This is a genomic window from Bradyrhizobium algeriense (assembly GCF_003062295.1).
GTDB lineage: Bacteria > Pseudomonadota > Alphaproteobacteria > Rhizobiales > Xanthobacteraceae > Bradyrhizobium > Bradyrhizobium algeriense.
On record NZ_PYCN01000002.1, the window covers coordinates 200,274 to 218,530 of the forward strand.

Annotated in this window: 14 protein-coding genes and 1 pseudogene; 7 read left to right on the forward strand and 8 right to left on the reverse strand. The window is 63.5% G+C overall.

Going from position 1 to position 18,257, the window contains the following annotated elements; all coding sequences use genetic code 11:
- Nucleotides 1-33: 33 nt before the first annotated feature.
- The 6 genes and pseudogenes from C7G61_RS05165 to C7G61_RS05190 all read left to right on the forward strand — a co-directional run bounded on the left by C7G61_RS05165 (nucleotide 34) and on the right by C7G61_RS05190 (nucleotide 8,176).
- On the forward strand, nucleotides 34-969 hold the full coding sequence (locus C7G61_RS05165) for an ABC transporter permease (protein ID WP_108513019.1): 936 nt from the start codon (nucleotides 34-36) through the stop codon (nucleotides 967-969).
- Between the two features lie 67 nt (nucleotides 970-1,036).
- Nucleotides 1,037-1,857, forward strand: a pseudogene (locus C7G61_RS05170) (ABC transporter permease).
- Nucleotides 1,854-2,834 (forward strand): ABC transporter ATP-binding protein, encoded by a 981-nt coding sequence (locus C7G61_RS05175; RefSeq protein ID WP_108513020.1) that lies wholly within the window; start codon nucleotides 1,854-1,856, stop codon nucleotides 2,832-2,834. Before C7G61_RS05170 ends, C7G61_RS05175 begins: the two are co-directional and overlap by 4 nt.
- Complete coding sequence (locus C7G61_RS05180) at nucleotides 2,827-3,864, forward strand: ABC transporter ATP-binding protein (RefSeq protein WP_108513021.1); 1,038 nt, start codon at nucleotides 2,827-2,829, stop codon at nucleotides 3,862-3,864. Before C7G61_RS05175 ends, C7G61_RS05180 begins: the two co-directional genes overlap by 8 nt.
- A gap of 438 nt (nucleotides 3,865-4,302) precedes the next feature.
- Nucleotides 4,303-5,679, forward strand: coding sequence for a cation-efflux pump (locus C7G61_RS05185; RefSeq protein ID WP_108513022.1), 1,377 nt, complete (start codon nucleotides 4,303-4,305; stop codon nucleotides 5,677-5,679).
- Nucleotides 5,680-5,872: 193 nt separating this feature from the next.
- The gene (locus C7G61_RS05190; protein ID WP_108513023.1) at nucleotides 5,873-8,176 is read left to right on the forward strand and encodes a PAS domain-containing sensor histidine kinase; all 2,304 of its coding nucleotides are present in this window, start codon (nucleotides 5,873-5,875) and stop codon (nucleotides 8,174-8,176) included.
- Nucleotides 8,177-8,184: 8 nt separating this feature from the next.
- Here C7G61_RS05190 and C7G61_RS05195 read toward each other — a convergent pair whose 3' ends face one another.
- The 6 genes from C7G61_RS05195 to C7G61_RS05220 are packed head-to-tail and all read right to left on the reverse strand — an operon-like array spanning nucleotide 8,185 to nucleotide 14,142.
- A complete protein-coding gene (locus C7G61_RS05195) occupies nucleotides 8,185-8,970 on the reverse strand; it encodes an ABC transporter permease (RefSeq protein ID WP_108513024.1) in 786 nt (261 codons plus the stop codon).
- Nucleotides 8,967-9,836: an ABC transporter permease gene (locus tag C7G61_RS05200; protein ID WP_420836736.1), complete on the reverse strand. Its 870-nt coding sequence runs from the start codon at nucleotides 9,834-9,836 to the stop codon at nucleotides 8,967-8,969. Before C7G61_RS05200 ends, C7G61_RS05195 begins: the two co-directional genes overlap by 4 nt.
- A 26-nt stretch (nucleotides 9,837-9,862) precedes the next feature.
- Nucleotides 9,863-10,921, reverse strand: a complete 1,059-nt coding sequence (locus C7G61_RS05205) for an ABC transporter substrate-binding protein (RefSeq protein WP_108513026.1) — start codon at nucleotides 10,919-10,921, stop codon at nucleotides 9,863-9,865.
- 37 nt (nucleotides 10,922-10,958) lie between these two features.
- Nucleotides 10,959-12,266, reverse strand: coding sequence for an NAD(P)/FAD-dependent oxidoreductase (locus C7G61_RS05210; RefSeq protein ID WP_108513027.1), 1,308 nt, complete (start codon nucleotides 12,264-12,266; stop codon nucleotides 10,959-10,961).
- An 18-nt stretch (nucleotides 12,267-12,284) separates the two neighbouring features.
- Complete coding sequence (locus C7G61_RS05215) at nucleotides 12,285-12,983, reverse strand: HAD family hydrolase (protein WP_190241675.1); 699 nt, start codon at nucleotides 12,981-12,983, stop codon at nucleotides 12,285-12,287.
- Nucleotides 12,984-13,035: 52 nt separating this feature from the next.
- Complete coding sequence (locus C7G61_RS05220) at nucleotides 13,036-14,142, reverse strand: ABC transporter ATP-binding protein (RefSeq protein WP_190241676.1); 1,107 nt, start codon at nucleotides 14,140-14,142, stop codon at nucleotides 13,036-13,038.
- Between the two features lie 252 nt (nucleotides 14,143-14,394).
- Here C7G61_RS05220 and C7G61_RS05225 point away from each other — a divergent pair, with 252 nt between their 5' ends.
- Complete coding sequence (locus tag C7G61_RS05225) at nucleotides 14,395-15,342, forward strand: LysR family transcriptional regulator (RefSeq protein ID WP_108513030.1); 948 nt, start codon at nucleotides 14,395-14,397, stop codon at nucleotides 15,340-15,342.
- 12 nt (nucleotides 15,343-15,354) lie between these two features.
- Here C7G61_RS05225 and C7G61_RS05230 read toward each other — a convergent pair whose 3' ends face one another.
- The gene (locus tag C7G61_RS05230; RefSeq protein WP_057851059.1) at nucleotides 15,355-16,245 is read right to left on the reverse strand and encodes a LysR family transcriptional regulator; all 891 of its coding nucleotides are present in this window, start codon (nucleotides 16,243-16,245) and stop codon (nucleotides 15,355-15,357) included.
- A 147-nt stretch (nucleotides 16,246-16,392) separates the two neighbouring features.
- Complete coding sequence (locus C7G61_RS05235) at nucleotides 16,393-18,210, reverse strand: adenylate/guanylate cyclase domain-containing protein (RefSeq protein ID WP_244608131.1); 1,818 nt, start codon at nucleotides 18,208-18,210, stop codon at nucleotides 16,393-16,395.
- Nucleotides 18,211-18,257: the final 47 nt, after the last annotated feature.

Consider the following 18,257-nt stretch of genomic DNA (forward strand, 5'->3'; position numbering starts at 1 on the left):
AAGCAACGATGGAGGAAGGGAGGAATAGTTGCAATGCTCGCCTTCCTGATCCGTCGAATCCTGCAAACCGTTCCGACCGTGCTGGCTGTCGTGCTGGTGATCTTTGTGCTGTTCAGCGTCGTTCCGGGCAGTATCGTATCGAGCATGAGCGATGACGGCCGGGGTGCGGCGGACCCGCAGGTCGCGGAGCGCATGAAAAAGCAACTCGGCCTCGACGATCCCGTCTACGTCCGCTTCGGCGCCTACATTGCCAAGCTCGCGACAGGCGATTTGGGGACGTCGTTCCGGACGCGCGAGCCGGTCACGACCATGATCGCCAAACGAATGTGGCCAACGTTGCAATTGATATTTGCCGCCATGATGTTTGCGATTGTGATCGGCGTACCGCTCGGGTTCATCGCGGCGCTGCAGCCGGGCAGCATCGTCGACACGATCTCGATGGTCGTGGCGGTCTCCGGCCTTTCAATGGCTAAATTCTGGCTCGGGCTGCTGCTGATGTACCTGTTTGCGTTGAAACTCGGCTGGTTGCCGAGTTTTGGCTATGGCGATGGAGGGCTCAAATATCTGATCCTGCCTGCGGTGACGCTCGGTGTCTCGCCAATGGCGCTGCTGGCACGGACGACGCGCGCGGCGGTTCTCGAGATCATGACCGCGGATTTTGTCCGGACGGCACACTCGAAGGGCATGAGCGAGACCCGGGTCGTGAAGTGGCATGTGATGCGCAATGCTCTCGTCATCATTCTCACGACGATCGGCCTGCAATTCGGCGCGTTGATGGGACAGGCGGTCGTGGTCGAGAAATTGTTCTCCTGGCCGGGCATCGGCTCGCTGCTCGTCGACAGTGTGCTGCAGCGTGACATTCCCGCTGTCCAGGGCTCTATTTTCGTTGTGGTGCTGTTCTTTCTCGCGATCAATTTGTTGATTGACGTGCTCTATGGCGTGATCGATCCCAGGATCAGATACGCATGAGCGCCGGCCGGCTCCATCACGCCTGTGCGCGATTGACTGAATCGCCTGCCGCGGCGGGGCGGCCGCGATGAAGCTCGGAGCCAGTCTCATCATCGGCGGGGCGTTGTTCGCGCTTGCGATCTTCGTCGGCCTGTTTGCACCCTGGCTGGAGCATACCGATCCTGTCATGGATGCCAATTTGCTGAATGCGGAAGAGCCACCGAGCTGGATCTGGTGGTTCGGCACCGACGCGCAGGGCCGCGACATTTATTCCCGCGTCGTGCACGGCGCGCGCATCTCGCTGACGGTCGGCATCGTCTCGCAGTTGGTCAACAGCGTCATCGGTGTGACACTGGGCGTGACCGCAGGCTATTGGGGCGGCTGGTGGGACGACGTCGTCAATGGCCTGACCAATCTGATGCTCGCGATCCCCTCGCTGATCTTCGCGCTTGCCATCATGGCCGTCCTTGGACCCGGCCTGACCAGCCTGCTCATCGCGCTCGGGTTGACCAACTGGTCGTTCACTTGCCGGATAGCACGGGCGTCGACGCTGTCGCTCAAGAGCCAGGGCTATGTCCAGGCTGCAAGGGTGCTTGCTACGGAGATTTGCGTATCATGATCACACAGCTGCTGCCGAACATGCTGGGACCGATCATTGTCATCGGCACGCTGGGCATGGGCGGCGCGGTATTAGCCGAAGCCGCCCTTTCGTTCCTTGGCCTCGGAATCCGCCCGCCCTATCCAAGCTGGGGCAGCATGCTGTCAGAGGCCCGCGACCAGATCACAACGGCGCCGTGGCTCTCGATTTTCCCCGGCCTCGCTATATTCCTCACGGTGCTCGGCCTCAATTTGCTCGGCGATGGCTTGCGTGACATTCTCGATCCACAATCGCGGAGCCGGCGCACATGACGGGCCCTCCTCTGATCGAAGTCGAGAACTTGCGCATCGATCTCCACGATCGATCCGCCCGGGTTGCGGCGGTCGAGGGCGTTTCATTCCGCATCGATCGTGGCGAGACATTCGGCCTTGTCGGCGAGTCCGGCTGTGGCAAGAGCATTACAGCGCTCGCCCTGATCGGCCTGTTGCGCCAGCCGCTTTCGATCGGTGCCGGTGCCATACGATTTAACGGCCGGGAGATCCAGAGACTTGCCGCGGCCGAGCAACGCGCGCTGCGCGGCAATCGCATCGCCATGATCTTCCAGGAGCCGATGACGGCGCTCAATCCAGTCTCCCCTGTTGGCCGGCAGATCGCGGAGATGTTCGTGCTGCACAAGGGCAAGGACTGGCGGGAAGCCAACCAACTGGCCGTCGAGGCGCTGGCGAGCGTCCGCGTCCCCGCACCCGAGCGACGGGTGAAAGATTACCCGCACCAGCTTTCGGGCGGCATGCGTCAACGCGTGATGATCGCCATCGCACTCGCATGCGGGCCGGATCTTCTGATCGCCGACGAGCCGACAACCGCGCTCGACGTGACGGTGCAGGCGGAGATCATCGAGCTGATGCGGAATTTGTGCGCCGAGCGAGGTACGGCGATTTTGATGATCAGCCACGATCTGGGCCTGGTCGCCAACGTCTGCCGCCGCGTCGCCGTCATGTATGCCGGTCGCATTGTCGAGGAGCGCGGCTCGGCCGATATCTTCCGCGCATGCGCGCATCCCTATACGCAAGGCCTGGTCGACTCGCTGCCGCGGCTGGGGAGTCGCGCAGCACTTGGCCGGACGCGGCTCAGGGAGATCGCGGGCGTCGTACCGGCGATCACGGATTTCCCGGACGGTTGCCGGTTCAATCCGCGTTGCGCGCGGGCGACCGACATTTGCCGGGCCATCGCGCCGGAGACGACATTGCTCGGTGCAGGCGGACTAGTCAGGTGCCATCACCATGCATGAACCTGCGCAAAGACCTGGCGACGATGTCATCCTCAGCGTGAAGGATCTCGCGGTCCATTTTCCGGTTGGCGGTGGCTTGCTGGGTGGCGGCCGACGGCTGTTGCGTGCGGTCGACGGCATCGATCTCGAACTGAAGCGCGGTGAATGCCTCGGTCTCGTCGGCGAATCCGGTTGCGGCAAGTCGACCGTCGCGCTTTCGATCCTTGGCCTGCTGATGCCGACGCGGGGCCGCATCGTGCTGGACGGGCAGGTCGTGACGGGCCGGCAATCGGGCGATCGAAAGGCATTGGCCCGCATCGTACAAATGGTGTTTCAGGACCCCTACGCCTCGCTCAATCCACGCCAGACCGTTCGTCGCACGCTTGAAGCCCCGCTACGCCTGCATGGCGTGACGGCCAAAAGCGAGATCGACGGACGCGTTGCGGCGATGCTCAGGCATGTGGGCCTCCGGCCCGAACAGGCTGGCCGCTACCCGCATGAATTCTCGGGCGGCCAGCGTCAGCGCATCGGCATCGCTCGCGCGCTGATCCTCAATCCCAAAATTGTCATCTGTGACGAACCTGTATCGGCGCTGGATGTCTCCATCCGTGCCCAAATCATCAATCTGCTGTTGGAATTGAAGGAAACTCTCGGCCTCTCCTACATCATGATCAGCCACGACCTCGGCGTTGTCGAGCACATGAGCGACAGGGTCGCCGTGATGTATCTCGGCCGCATTGTGGAGACAGGCGACTGGCGCGAAATCTTCGAACGACCGGCGCACCCATATACGCAAACCCTTATCGCCGCCATTCCCGATCCGCTACGCCGCGCACCGTTAGCTACGACACCGGGCGAGCCTCCCAATCCGCTAAGTCCGCCGGACGGATGTGCGTTCAGTCCGCGCTGTCTTTATGCCGAAGCCGTGTGTCATCGTGAGCCTGGGCCATCGCTTGAAACGCGTCCCGACGGACACTCGGTCCGCTGCTGGCGAGCTGACGAGATTGCCGGTCAGACGACGTTGACTTCGATGGAAAGCGAGCATCCCTAGGACGGAATGCAGGTTTGCTATGGGTCACCCGCTCGATGGGCGAATGATTTGCAAACCTCGGGCGCATCACGCCGCGAGAATGCGACGTCGTATTCGGCCGTCATCGTCCGCGAAGTGTTTAGCCCGGACAGATCACTTGACGGCGGACGATCCAGTATTCCAGAGGCAGCAGTGATTGAACCGATAAGCCACGGCGTATTGGATAACCGCCTTCGCGGGTATGACGATCCGCTGTGTGGCGAATGGATTGCTTCGCGGAGCGTGTCATCGGGCGCGCATTCGCGCGACCCGTTTGGCTCGCAATGACAGCCCCTTAGCTCAGAATGACGGCCCTTCAATTCAGAACAATTCGCAACAAATCGCTCCTGCGAGTGAGTGGCGATTGCGCTTCCGACTGTCGGCTTTAATCTTACACAACGCCCTGCTAAACCGCCGCCCATGAGTCACACCCCCACTATCAAGTCCAATGTCGCGGCGATCTCGATTTTCGCCAGCGCCGGCATGGCTGCGGCGAAATTCGCGGTCGGCATTGCGATCGGCTCGCTGGCGCTGATCTCGGAGGCCCTGCACTCCTCCGTCGACGTGGTCGCGACCGTCATCACCTGGCTGGTGGTGCGGGTGTCCGACCAGCCGGCCGACGAAGAGCATCATTACGGCCATGGCAAGTTCGAGAGCCTGTCGGCGCTCTTTGTCATCGCGCTGCTCTACGTGCTCGCCGGCGGCATCCTAGTCGAATCCTGGAGCCGCCTGCGCGAGGGCGCAGCGCCACCGACGCTCTCGGCTGTCCCCTTCGTGGTGCTGGTGATCGACATTGCCGTGAATTTCTGGCGCGCGCGGGCGCTGCATCGCACGGCGCGCGAGACAAGGAGCCAGGCGCTGGCGGCGGACGCGCTGCATTTTGCCTCCGATGTGCTCGGCTCCATCGCCGTCATCATCGGGCTGGTGCTGACCGGCCTGGGCTATGCCTGGGGCGATTCGGTCGCCGCCATCGCGGTCGCCGTGATGATATCGATCCTCGGCCTGCGGCTTGGGCGCTCCACCATCGAAACGCTGCTCGATCGCGCGCCGGTCGGCGTGGCGGAAAAGGCCATCGCCGCCATCCGCGCGGTGCCGGGCGTGGTCGGCGTCGAGCGCCTGCGCGTTCGCATGGTCGGGCCAACGCATTTCATCGATGCCATCGCCAAGGTGCCGCGCACCTACCCGATCGATCGCGTCGAGGCGATCAAGAAGACCGCGCAGAAAGCCGTCAGCGAAGCGCTCGGCGACGCCGACCTCACCTTCACCGCGATGCCGGTCGCGCGCGACAATGAGAGCGTGCGCGAGCGCATCATGGTGATCGCCCGCAATTCCGGCCTCGCCATCCACCATGTCACCGTGCACGATCTCGGCGAGAAGCTGATCGTCGGCATCGACCTCGAAGTCGACGGCGACATGGAGCTTGCAGCGGCCCACGAAGTGACCCGCGTGCTGGAGCGCAACATCCGCGAAGACTTCGGCGAGGATGTCGAGGTCGACACCCACATCGAGCCGCTCGATCCGGAACTGCCGCACGGCACCGACGCCGCCCCCGAGCGCATCGAGACCATCAAGGCCGCGCTGACGCGCTTTGCCGGCAACGGCGCGATCCATGACATCCACAATGTGCGGGTGCGCGACACTGATGCGGGCGAAATCGTCAACTTCCATTGCCGCGCCGCGCCGTCGATGAGCGTCGTCAAGGTGCATGAGAACGTCGACGAGATCGAGCGCGCGCTGCGCCGCGCGTTTCCGACCATCAAGCGCGTGATCAGTCATGCCGAACCGCCGCGTGCGTAGTTTTGCGGCCCCGTTCCCGTTTCGGACTCACCCTGACGACGCCTTAATTCGCATTGGACAACATTTATTTCGAATTAACGAATCGTTGACACTCGACAGCCCGGAAAAACTGGATTCAAATCGCGGTGATTCGGAATGACGTGGGGTTCCTTCCGGACAATGTGCAAAAGAGCCTTCGGCGGGGGTCTAAAGCATGGCGCGCGCGCATGCGGCGAACGCATGTGTCCAATCCGATTCGATCAAGGGATTGGCGCAGTCGATCGCAAAACCTGCCTACCACCGGCTGCTCATCGCAGAGCCGGCGCTTCGTCGCGCCGTGCCGACGCTCATCATTGCTTTCCTCATCACCATCTGCCTCGGCGCCTTCGTGCAGGTGATCGACCAGAGCCGGCAAAAACGCGCCGCCATGAAGCGCGACCTCTCCGCGCTCACCGACCTGTTGGCCGAACGCCTCGACCGCCTTGGCTCGGTCCGGCAGGACCGCGCCGCCAACATCGAGCGGCTGCAGAGCCTGCTGCCCGATCTGATTCCGGCCTGGGGCGCCGCCGCCGGCCGCCACGTCATCATCACCGGCTCCGATCACCGGATTCTGGCCCGCGTCCCCGTCGAGGGCAGCCTTGGCGACAGCGATCGCATCCTCGACGTCATCAGCACGGCGCAACTGCTCGCCGCCCCCGGTCAGCAGGGCGTCGTCAGCGACATGACGCTGCCGAACGGCAACGGCGCGATGGCGATCTCGCGGCTGGTCAAATCGCTGCCGGGCCAGGTCATCGTCATCCAGGAAAAGAACGAGCCGCTGTGGGGTTCGGACGCCGCATTGTCGGTGACGCTGTCGGCCACCACCGGCTTCGTCGTGCTGATCCTCGGCTTCGCCTTCCACTGGCAATCGACCCGCGCCCGTGAGGGCGACCTCATCAACGACGCCGTGCGCGGCCGGATCGACACCGCGCTCAACCGCGGCCGCTGCGGATTGTGGGACTGGGACCTCTCGCGCGGCAGGATCTTCTGGTCGGCATCGATGTTCACGATGCTCGGGCTCGACTCCCGCAACGACCTCCTCACCTTCGGCGAAGTCAACGCGCTGGTGAAATCCGACGACATCGACCTGTTTGAGATCGCCGACCAGATGATCGCCGGCAAGATCGCCCACATCGACCAGACCTTCCGCATGCAGCACACCGACGGCCACTGGATCTGGCTGCGGGTGCGCTGCGAGCTCAGCCAGGACTCCGCCGACGGCGGCTTGCACCTGATCGGTATCGCGGTCGACATTACCGAACAGAAGAGCCTCGCCGAGAAGACCGTGGAGGCTGACCTCAGGCTGCGCGACGCGATCGAGACGATCCCGGAAGCCTTCGTGCTGTGGGACGCGGAAGACCGTCTCGTGCTCTGCAATTCGCACTTCCAGCGCCTGCACAAGCTGCCGGATACGGCGGTAACCCCCGGCACGTCGTATGAGACCGTGATCGAGGTCGGCAGCATGCCGGAAGTGCGCACCAGGCTGCAGGAGACCGGCGCGCAAGCGCCGGGAGCCCGCACCTTCGAAGCGCAGCTCGACGACGGAAGCTGGCTGCACATCTCCGAGCGCCGCACCAAGGACGGCGGCTACGTCTCGGTCGGCACCGACATCACCCGCATCAAGGAGCACGAGCAGAAGCTGATCGAAAACGACGCCCGCCTGCGCGCCAACGTGATCGACCTCAAGCGCTCGCAAGCCGAGCTTGCCGACCTCGCGGAAAAATACTCGCAGGAAAAGAACCGCGCCGAGGAAGCCAACCAGGCGAAATCCAAATTCCTCGCCAATATGAGCCACGAACTGCGCACGCCGCTGAACGCCATCATCGGCTTCTCCGAGATCATGGGCAGCGGCATGTTCGGCGTGCTCGGCTCCGACAAGTATCAGGAGTACTGCCACGACATTCTAACCAGCGGCAAATACCTGCTCGAAGTCATCAACGACATCCTCGACATGTCGAAGATCGAAGCCGGCCGCATGAAGCTCGACATGGAGCAGCTCGATCTGTCGAAGCTGCTGGCGGAGTCGGTGCGCGTGGTGTCGGGACGCGCCGAGGACAAGCATCTGACGCTCGACGCCGATATCGAAAGCACCATTTCCGTGATGGCCGACCGCCGCGCGGTCAAGCAGATCTTCGTCAACCTGCTGTCCAATGCCGTTAAGTTCACACCAGACGACGGCAAGATAACCGTGCGCAGTCACGTGCTGCCCAACTCGATCGTGCTGATGATCGCCGATACCGGCATCGGCATCGCGCCCGCCTCACTGCGGCGGCTGGGCAAGCCGTTCGAACAGGTCGAGAGCCAGCTCACCAAGACCTACCAGGGCTCGGGCCTCGGCCTGGCCATCGCGCGGTCGCTGACCAGTCTGCATGGCGGAACGATGCGGCTGCGCTCGCAGCTCGGCACCGGCACCGTGGTGCGCATCACGCTGCCGCGCGACACGCGTTCAACCGAGCCGAAGAACCAGGTCGCCGCCTGACCTGCCGCTCACGTGCCCTTCTTCGACCGGCTGGTTGCAATCAGCACCAGCATGAACGAGACCGCGGTCATCAGCGTGCTGATGGCGGCAATCGTCGGGTCGATCTCGTCGCGGAGCGCGGTGAACATCCGCTTGGTCAGCGGCTGATACTGGCCGCCGGAAATGAATAGCGCGACGATGGTCTCGTCCATCGCCGAGATGAACGCGAAGATGCCGCCTGCGATCACGCTGGCCTTGATCTGCGGCAGCGTCACCACGAAGAAAGCCCGCAGCCTGTTCATGCCGAGGCTGCGCGCCACCATCTCCTGCGTAGCGTCAAAACTCTGCAGCCCCGCAGCAACCGAGATGACGACATAGGGCAGACCGAGCATGACGTTGGCGAGCACGAGGCCGGTCATGGTCGCGGCCAGGCCGACCTTGGCGAAGACGAAGAAGATGCCGACCGCGGTGATGATGATCGGCACCACCAGCGGCAGCAGCAGGGTCATGTGGATCAGCCGCATGATGCGCCATTTCGACTGGCTGATCGCATAGGCCGCCGCAACGCCGAGCGGGGTCGCGATGACGACGGTGAGAACGGCGACCGTCAGCGTCACGCGGGTCGCCTGCATCCAGGCCGGATTGCCGATATATTCCTGATACCAGCGCAGCGACAGCGACGGCGGCGGAAAGCTCAGGTAGCGCGCGGCCGAGAATGACATCGGCGCGATGATCAGGATCGGCAGGATGAGATAGAGCAGCACCAGCGCGCAGGTCACAACCAGAGCGATGCGGAATGGACGGGACATCGTCATTTTTGCCCCAACACGCGATCGAGCGGAATGAAGCGGCTGACGGCGAAGAAGATTAAACCAACTGCGACCAGCAGCACCACGCCGACGGCGCTGGCGGCGCCCCACTGGTCGTAGAGTTCGACATTGCGGCTCACCAGCATCGATATCATGATGGTGCGGCCACCCCCGAGCAATTCAGGCGTGATGTAGAAACCGAGGGCGAGCACGAAGACCAGCGTACTGCCCGCGAGCACCCCGGGCAGCGACAGCGGCAAAAATATCCGCCAGAAGGTGAGCATGGGACCGGCGCCGAGACTGGCGCCGGCCTGCATCAGGTCGCGCGGGATCTGCTGCATGGTGGCGTAGAGCGGCAGCACCATGAACGGCAGCAGGATATGTAGGGTCGCAACGACGGTGCCGAAACTGTTGTGGACCAGCGCCAGCGGTTCGTCGATCACGCCGCTCTGGCGCAGCACCTGGTTGATGACACCGGTCCGTTGCAACAGTGCGAGCCAGGCATAGGCGCGGACCAGCACACTGGTCCAGAACGGCAGCACCACCAGCGCCAGGATGATGATGCCCCACCTTTTCGGCGCGACGCTCGCCGCATAGGCGATAGGATAACCGAGCAGCAGCGCCAGCAGCGTCACCAGCAGGCTGATTTGGAACGTCAGGGCAAAGCTGCGCCAGTAGATATCCTCGCTCCAGATCCGGCGGTAATTCTCGAGCGTAAAGCCGTTGTGATAGACCGACTGCCAGGCGAGCCAGCCGACCGGCAGCACGACCAGCAGCAGGATCACGAGCAGCGCCGGCAGCGCCAGCGCCAGCATCAGGCGCTGCTCGCGACGTTGGTGGAGTACCGAGAGGTCCTGCACGGGGCTGCCCATTGTGATCCTGCGATGGTGCGGCCGAACTACTTCTGCATGAAGCCGACCCAGCGTTTTTCCGCGGCCTCGCCAGCCGGCGACGACCACCAGGCGTATGACATCAGCGCCTGCTTGCGCGCGTTCTCCGGCGCGCTCGGCAGTTGCGCGACACGCTCCGGCTTGATGACGCCCGTATCGAAGGCCTTCGGGTTGGCCGGGCCGTAGTCGATATGCAGCGGCAGGTTGGCCTGATGGACGGGATCGACCGCCTCGTTGAGGAAGCGGACCGCGGTCGCGAGATTGGGCGCATCCTTGAGAATGCAGAGCGAGGTGCTCTGCAGGATGCCCTGATTGTAGGTATAAGCGACCTTGGCGCCTTCCTTGGTCAGCGCGCTGACGCGGCCGTTCCAGGCCATCACCATATCGACTTCCCCGTCGTTGAGAAGCTGCGCCGATTGCGCGCCCGAGGTCCACCACACCGTGATGTTGGGCTTGATCTCCTCGAGCTTTTTGAAGGCGCGGTCGACGTCGAGCGGATAGAGCTTGTCGGGTGCAACACCGTCGGCCATCAGCGCCGCCTCCAGCGTGGCGATCGGGTGGTTGCGCAGCGCGCGGCGGCCCGGGAACTTCTTCACGTCCCAGAAATCGGCCCAGCTATTGGGCGCGGCCTCGGCCGTGTATTTCTTCTGGCTGTAGGCCAGCACGCTCGAATAAAACTCGTAGGCCACCGAGTATGGAGAACGATAGGCCTCGGGCATCGCGGCGCCGTTTGGCAATTTCGAGAAATCGAGTTTTTCGAGCAGGCCCTGCTCGCCGCCGCGCAGGCAATAGCCGGTCGGCACGTCGACCACGTCCCAAGTCGGCTTGCCGCTGGCGACCTGCGATTTGATCGCGGGCCAGGCGTCGGGGATGCTGTCCTGGTTGATGGTGATGCCAAGCTTCTTGGCGGAGGGATCGAGGATCGCGATGGTTTGCGCCTTCTGGTAGGCGCCGCCCTGGGAAACGAAGGTGATCTGGTCCGCATTGGCCGGAAGTGCCGACAGCGTCGCCAAAGCGCCAAGGGACACGCCGAACAGTGCATGCCGGCCGCCAGATGTAATTATCATGTTCAACCCCTCTTGTTATGATCGGGCGTTAGGACTCCTAACGCCCGATCGCATCCAGAAACTGGTACCAGCCGGCCACCGCGCGGACGGCCGGTTCGCGGAACGCATAAAATGGAATAGTCTTGAGACGGCCAGCATCGAGCAGGCCGAGATCGACCTTCTCCCCGCGCACGAGGGCCGCGAGGTAGCGGCCCATCAGGCTCGACATCGCGACGCCGGCGCCGTTGTAGCCGACCGAATAAAGGGTGCGATCATCGAGGCAGCCGACATGCGGCACGGAATCGAGCGTCATCGCGACAAGGCCCGACCATTTGAACGCGAGCGGAATATCCGCAAGCTCCGGGAAGATGCCGACCATTGCCTTGCGCAGCGCATCGAAGGCGCTTTCGGAATCCTGCTTGCCGAAGGCGCCGCGTCCGCCAAAGATGACGCGGTCGTCGACCTTGCGGAACCAGCGCATCATGCGCTTGGTCTCGGTGTAGGTTCGCCCCGTCGGCATCAGGCTGCCGGCGAGGTTCGGTGACAGTTTTTCGGTGGCGATGAGAGCGCTGCGGAACGGCACCAATGTGCGCTGCAGCCGCACCGTCGCCGATGTCAGGTCGGAATAAGAGTTGGTGGCGACGATCGCCTGACGCGCACGCACGCTGCCGCCAGGCGTCTCGGCAATAACGCCATCGCCGTCGCGACGGAGCGCGAACGCAGGGCTTTCCTGGAATATCGGCACACCGCGCTGCGCAACACCTTTAGCAAGGCCGCGCAGGTAATTCAGCGGATGGATGCCGCCGGAGCCCGGATTGAGCACCCCGCCGACAAAGCCCCGCGATCCTGTCTCCTCGCGCACCTGATGGGCATCGAGGATACGGACCTCGGTATCGCCCATCTCCCGCTTCATCCATTCGGCTTCGCCGATCGCGGACCTGAGCGTTGCCTGATTGTGCGCGGCCTTGACCTGTCCGCTGCGTGTCAGCCGCGCGCTCTCGATGCCGAATTCGGACACCAGCTCATCGACCATCTCGACGGACTCATGCGCGATCTCGTACATGCGCCTCGCCATGGCACGGCCGTGGGCGGCGTCGATGTCGCGAAACGAGAGGCGGAATTTGGCGGTGATGACGCCCCCATTGCGGCCGCTCGCGCCCCAGCCGGGATGATTGGCTTCGAGTACGACCGGCGTAAGGCCGCTCTTCGCGATATGATGCGCGGCCGACAGCCCCGTGTAGCCCGCGCCGATGATGACGACATCGGCCTTCACCTCGCCGGCAAGCTTTGGAAAGGCAGGCAACGGCTCCGCCGTGTCCGCCCAGAGCGAGGCGGCCGGTGCCATTGGGGTCCAGACCTCTGCCATATCAGCCGCCCTGCCCTTTCAGCTTCCAACCGCGGCGTCGGCGAACGCCTTCATCGTAGCGAAATGGAAATCCGGTTTTGTGAGTTCCGGCACTTCGGGCGTGCCGCCAAACCCTTTCATGCCCTGGCGCCGCTCGATCCAGCAGACCTTGTAACCAAGCTTGCGGGCGATACCGATGTCGTGATGCTGGCTCTGCGCCACGTGCAGGATTTCGGACTGTTTGTAGCCGAACGCCGACTGCCGGCCTTTGTTGTAGGCGAAGAATTCCGGATTGGGTTTCGCAACCCCGGTATCATCGGCGCAAATGGTGTCGTGGAAGGGATTGTCGAGCGCGTGGGCATAGCATGACAGCGCAACGCGATCCGCATTGGTCATGGCGACCAATCGGAATTTGGTGCGCAGGCGCTTCAGCGCCTCGACCGAATCCGAAAACGGCTGCCAGCGCAACACGGCGAGCTGGAAGGAATCGCAGGCGGCATCGTCGGCCGGCAGTCCCAATTCCTTAGCGAGGTAGCGGTAGACATGGAACATCACTTCGCTCGACCGCTCCGGATGGGCGTCGCGGCCGCGCTTGTAGGACGCGAAGATCTGATCGTCGCTGAGCTCGGCCGCCTTTCGGCCGGAGATCTTGCGTACGGCATCGAGCACGCCGGCTTCGAAATCGATCAAGGTACCGACGACGTCGAAGGTGAGAACCTTGAAGCTATCATAGGACATTTTCATCTCTTGTTTTGGTTGGTCTATAGTTGCACTCGGTTTGACGGGGCATTCATTCCCGCGCCTTCTCGTGCGCCTTTTCCTGCGCTTTGGGCACGACGATGGTGTCTTCGGGATGAAGTGTGACGGTGAGTTCGCCGCCGACCGGCGGTAACAGGCGCGAGGCCTGGTAATGGCTCGGCTGACGCAGGCTTAAGGACGTGCCGTCGGCCAGTTGCAGGAACACGCGAAGGCTTTCGCCCTGATAGACGATGTCGGTGACCTTGCCGGTCAAACGGTTGAGCGCGGCATCCGCTACGCCGTCCGCAATCAGGAGCTTCTCGCTGTGCACCGCAAGCATCAGCGCCTCGCCGCTCGGAATCGCACGCGCGCTTTTCAGGACGGCCGGCCCGAGCGCCACGCTGCAGGCGTCGATGCGCCGGACCGGCAACAGGCTCGCCTCGCCGATGAAGCTCGCCACGAAGGAGTCGGCGGGATAATCGTGCAGCCGCTCCGGGCGATCGATCTGGACCAGCTGCCCGTCCTTGAGGATCGCCACGCGGTCACTCATCGTCAGCGCTTCGCGCTGGTCGTGGGTGACGTAGATGATCGTGGCGCCGATCCGCTTGTGCAGCTCGCGCAGTTCGATCTGCATCGCTTCCCGCAACTGCTTGTCGAGCGCCGACAGCGGCTCGTCCATCAGGATCAGGCGCGGTTCGAAGATCATGGCGCGTGCCAGGGCCACGCGCTGGCGCTGGCCGCCGGAGAGCTGGGCGATGCCGCGCGCCTCGTAGTCCGACAGCCCGACCATCGCGAGCGCGGCGCGTACCCTCGCAGCCCAATCCGCCTTTGCAATCCGTCGCGCGCGCAGCGGAAAGGCGACGTTCTCGCCGACGCTCATGTGTGGAAACAGCGCGTAGTTCTGGAACACCACACCGATGTCGCGCTTGTGCGGCGGCACGAACGTGACGTCGCGGTCGCCGAAATGGATTGAGCCCGACGAGGGTTGAATGAAGCCGCCGAGGATGCCGAGCAGCGTGGTCTTGCCGGATCCGGACGGCCCGAGCAGGGAGACGAACTCGCGCGGCGCGACGTTGAGGGTGACGTTGTCCAGCGCTCGGACGCCGTCATAGTTCTTGCTCGCGGCCCTGATGTCGACGCTCTCTCCGCCCTGGTCCAATGATCGACCCCGTTGCGTTACCGAGGGCGTGCACCGATGCGCGCCATCGACGTCACCTGCGATGGCGCAAGCGACGGTTGAAACCGGCATGATCTCGTCTTATAGACCGGGCACTTCAGGGCGGCTCCCAAGGCCGTCCCCGCCGCGCCGGATTTTCAATCTTGCCCGTGCTGGCGGGCGATCGGGCAAGCCAACCAGAGTTGCCCGGCAGGGGCAATTGCCAAATTCTCACCGGCGGCATAACATCAGGTTATGCCCGACCTCCGCCGGAAGCTGCCATCAAGCCACGCGCTGTTCGTCTTTGACGCCGCGGCGCGCAACGGCAGCTTCACGGCAGCTGCGGCCGAACTGAACGTCACCCAGCCCGCGGTCAGCCGAATGCTCGGACAGTTCGAGGATTATCTGGGCGTTCGGCTGTTCGACCGGACCAATGGCCGCGCGGCCCTGACGGAAGACGGCGAGATCCTCTATCGCCACGTATCGGATGGATTCCGTAGCATCGAGGGCGGCCTGATCGAGATCGACCGCCGCCGCAAGGGCACTGAGACGGTCACGCTCTCGGTCTCCTCGGCGTTCACCACGCATTGGCTGATGCCCCGCATCGACAAGCTGCAGCGCCAGTTTCCGACCGTCGATCTCCGCTTCCAGCTTATTTCCGGTCCGCTGCGCGGCCCGGTCGACAATGTCGATCTCGGCATGCGGTTTCGCGACCGATACGATCCCGAGCGGAACGGCGCGCTGGTCATGAAGGAAGTCATGCTGCCGATCTGCAGCCCGGCCTATCGCGACGCTGATAGCGCGGACGGGCCGATCGAGCCCAACACCATCATCCGCCTTGCGGATACTCCCGGCGATTGGGCTGCGGAATATCCGGTCTTTCTCACCAAACGGTCGGGGCCCGCCAAGTCGCTGAGTTTTTCCGACTACGCGGTGGTGGTGCAGGCGGCGCTGCTCGGCCAGGGCATTGCGCTCGGCTGGCTCACGGTCGCAGCCCATTGGCTGCTGACCGGCGCGCTGGTGCCAGCCTCGGAAACGCTCAGCACGACACAGCGGCTTTGCGAACTGGTGCATCCGCATGACCGATCGATCCGGCCGGTCGTCAGCGAGATCAGGGACTGGATCATCGAGCAGATGCGCAGCGACATGGCCGCCATCGACCGGCTCTACCCGCGCCTGCGGCTGATGCCGGCGAGCTATTAGATATACTGTGACCTACTCCAGCGTCGGCGCCACTTCGCGGGCGACCTGCACCAGCGCCGCGATCAGCGGCGTCATCGGATCGCGCTGCGGGATCACCATCCCGACGCTGTAGTCGACGACGGGATCGACAATCGGAATGCTGCGGATGGTGTCGGCCAAGCCCAGGGTCTCCGCGAGCTTTGCCGGCATCACGCTCGCCCAGCGCCCGGTCTTCACATGCGTATAGAGGACCACCAGCGAGTTCGAGGTCAGCGTCGGCGTGGCTTCGGCCCCGACCGATGCCAGCGCGCGATCGATGATGCGGCGGTTCTGCATGTCGGGCGTCAAGAGGCACAGCGGAACCTGGCCGACCTCCTTCCAGGTGACCTGCTTGCGATCGCCGAACATGGCATCGGGCGACGTCAGCAGGCGATAGCTCTCGTTGTAGAGCGGAATGGTGCGCACCTTGCCGATCGGTTCGTTCTCGATGTAGGTCAGCCCGGCATCGACCTCGAGATTTTCCAGCAAGCCCAGCACATCGGCCGATGTGCAGGACTGGATGCGAAAGCGCACGTCGGGATATCGCGCGCGGAACGGCGTCGTCAGCGACGCCACCATGCCGAGCACGGTCGGAATCGCGGCGATTCGGATCTCGCCGGAGAGCTTGTCCTTGAGGCTGTTGATCTCCTGCCGCATCGCGCGGGCATCGCCGACGATGCGCCGCGCCCAGTCGAGGGTGCGTTCGCCCTCCGGCGTAAAGCCCTGAAAGCGGGAACCGCGCTGCACCAGCATGACGCCGAGAATTTCCTCGAGCTGCTTGAGGCTGGTCGACATCGTCGGCTGGGTGACGCCGCAGGCCTCCGCGGCCCGTCCGAAATGCCGCTCCTTTGCGAGCGCCAGCAGCAGTTCAAGCTTGTCGATCAAGGAGATGGTCCCAGGAAGTGAGGTGGCAAAGCAGGTCGCCCATGGCCAGAAATAGCACGGACCGGCGGCCATCAATACGTCAAAAGCGGCGTCCGGAGGGCTCGATTTCAGGGAAGTTCTCATGTTACCTCGGCTTGAGCCGAGTTGTCAGCCAGCATCTGTCGAAGAAAGCTCCGGCGCTAGTCTGCCAAATCCTGCTTCAACGGGTCGAACGTCAGCAGCCTGGAGCCGACAGCCGGGATGCGGCAGCGGTCCGGCGCTGCGAACCACCGCAAAAACCTCCAGAGCACGGTCGTAGCCCTTGATGGCCCGCTCCCCAATGGATGCAAGGGCGGTGCTATCCTTGACATGCCCGGTGACAACCGGATCCACCAATATCTGCGCGTCCTCCGCCAAATCGCAAAGCCGCGATGCCAGATTGACGACGTTTCCGATGGCCGTGTAGTCGAGGCGTCCGTGCCAGCCGAGCGTTCCGACGGTCGCAGGTCCCATCGCGATACCCACGCCGAAACCAATGGCGCAGTCACGGGCGTTCCAGTAGTTCGCAAGGGATTGCACCGCAGCCTGCATGTCGATCGCAAGCCGGATACCGCGTTGCGCCGGACTTTCGCAAGCGACCGGCGCGTTGACGAGGACCATCACGCCGTCACCGGCGAAGCGGATCAGGGTGGCGGCATGGCGGGCCGTGACGGCGCCGATCGCCTCATAATACTCCCTCAGCACGGCGATAATGACGTCAGGCTCGGCGCGCGCGGAAAACGCGGTGAAGCCGCGCAGATCGCCAAAAATCGCGACCACCTCGCGTCGTTGTCCGTCCAGCAACCCCTGATCGGAGTGTTCGACCAGTTCAGCCACTTGAGGCGCAAGGAATTGCTTCAGACGATTGATCCGCTCGGATTTCTGCTGCGAAGTGGCAAGTTCTCCCGCCATCTGGTTGAACCGGATCGCCAATTGCTCCAATTCGTCGTGGCTCTTGATCGTGATGCGATGGTCGAACTGCCCCATCCCGATCCGTTCGACGCCATCCTCCAGTTGCCTGATCGGTCCCCACATGCGGCACGCTCGCCAATAGGCCAGGACAAGCGCGAAAACGATTCCGAGACCGATAAGCATCAGGGAACGCCACAGCGCGGCACGGATGGATTCGAACGCCTCCAGGGCCGGCTGCTCCGCGATCACCGTCCAACCCACGTTGGGGGCACGCACCGAGAGCGCAACGACGGGCTTGCCGTCCTCGCCGGTCGTGGCGACCGCCGATCCATTCGCGGCGCTGACGACGGACTTGAGGCGGTCGAACTCCCCTGCCCCGGCACCGCTGCGCAGCACAAGGCTGATGTCGGGGTGGGCGATCAGACGACCGGAATCGTCGACGACAAGGGCATGTCCGGTGTCGCCGATCCTGATCGCCGCGATGATATCCCAGATCAGTTTGAGGTTGATGTCGGCAACGACGATCCCGGCCGCCGCACGGTTTCCCGCAACCGCGATCCGCATGTAAGGCTCGGAATCGCGCTGATAGTGCACCGGGCCATACCAGACCCGGTTGGCGCGCGCACCGACAACCGCAGGATCCGCCGACATGTCCGCGCCGCGGCCGGCTCTGTTCATGCTCACGCGGGATACGAAAACGCGTTCGGTGCCGGTCGGGTCGACCAGCGAGAGCGAAACAATCGCCGGCACCTGCTGCAGTAAACGCAACCCGTCGACCCTGCGCCGATCGTCCTCGCCCGCCGTCCAGGGAAATTGCACGACCCAACCGAGTTGATCGCGTATTCCGTCGGTGAAGGCCTGTATCCGGTCGGCCGCCGAGCGCGCCTCGACCTGAAGAATTTCATCGAGATCAAGCCGATTATCACGAAAGGCAAACCACGCTTCGGTCGCCGAACCAAGCATCAGTGGCACCACCACTGCGACAAACAGCGTGACGAAGTACTTGACGAACAGGGAGCGGCGCGGACGGGTCACCGAATGGGCATTCCATAGACGGAGTTTCGAACCAAATTCAGACGCGC